1 protein-coding gene and 1 pseudogene are annotated in these 1196 nt (G+C 39.7%); both read right to left on the reverse strand.

Annotated elements, in window-relative coordinates; translation table 11 throughout:
* A partial coding sequence (locus EAG18_RS22015) for a hypothetical protein (RefSeq protein WP_148098534.1) occupies positions 1 to 326 on the reverse strand: 326 nt, incomplete at its 3' end.
* A gap of 498 nt (positions 327 to 824) precedes the next feature.
* A pseudogene (locus tag EAG18_RS22020) lies at positions 825 to 1196 on the reverse strand (transposase); the annotation flags it as partial.

Consider the following 1196-nt stretch of genomic DNA (forward strand, 5'->3'; position numbering starts at 1 on the left):
CACACCATAGTCTTGTGGCCATTAGTACCGCGAGTCTGTTGAACTAAAAAGACCAAATCCTTTCTAACTTCAGGAAGTTCTTCATTAGCTACATTTTCCAACAAAGCAATACGAGTTTCATATTCTGAAACAACGTCTAATTTCTCATTAATCAAGTTATTAATTTGAGCAATCAACTCAATTTTTTGCTGATCGAAATCTTCTTTTTCTTTTACTAAAATATTGACTCGTTCATTTAAACTACCAATAAAGTAAACCGATGCAGCAACAGTAATTGCTATAGTTATTGCCGAAAATGTTAATGTTAGCTTTTCAAATCTAGTCATTTAATACTCCATTCTATACTGCGTAGCTAAGGCCACGCTTTTTGTGGCCGGAACAAATTTGAGCGGTTTGTTATGTGATCTATAGTGCAGGACTTAAATCAACTGCATAGCCCGCATGATGTAGTTCTTTTGCAATATCCATTTTCCACGCCCCACGCTCATCTAAATCGATATACACAACGCCGCTAATATCAAACCAAAACAGACACCCACCTAGACTAACATTCAAGCTGAGGAAATTGTAGTGATCAACTAATTCCGCACAGCGAAAAAATAGGCGACGGAAAAATAGGCAACACCCATTACTATTAATACCCAAGCTGAGGACGTCAAGTAAAAACGTATGAATGCACTTGCATCACTTTGGTCAAAAGCGTATATCGATAGGTTATTTTTTAGCACTCGAGCGTATCTCTACACTAAAACTGGGTTATCGCGCACAACAAAGCGCTGTAAATGCAGCTGTAAGAAATTCGAGAATTGAGAATGTGAGTTTTACTAAGCCAACAAGCGCTCACAGTTTGTTAGGTTTGTTCGTCGTCGTTTTTGCAGTGTTTCACAGTAAGCGGTTATTGTTCGCTCTCGACCAACTGCACCGTGAAATACCCGAGAAAACTGGGTAGTGAGTTTTATCCAGTTCTCAGGTTCTATATTGAGTCGAGTGAGAATGTGTTGAGACTCAGAGATATAACCGCCTTTATCTACTCGAATACAACGGCCTGTGAGTTCAACCAATTCAATATAGGATTTGAGTTCAAAAGGCAGGCCTTTTGGCATATGTTTTCGTGGACTGCCCACAAAGCGCAGTAGGCTTTTTGGTTGCTTTCCCATCTTCGCGTGGTCGATGCGTTTTTTGATGCTGGTGTAGTC

This window comes from Pseudoalteromonas sp. J010 (assembly GCF_003934235.1).
In the GTDB taxonomy this organism is placed as follows: domain Bacteria; phylum Pseudomonadota; class Gammaproteobacteria; order Enterobacterales; family Alteromonadaceae; genus Pseudoalteromonas; species Pseudoalteromonas peptidolytica.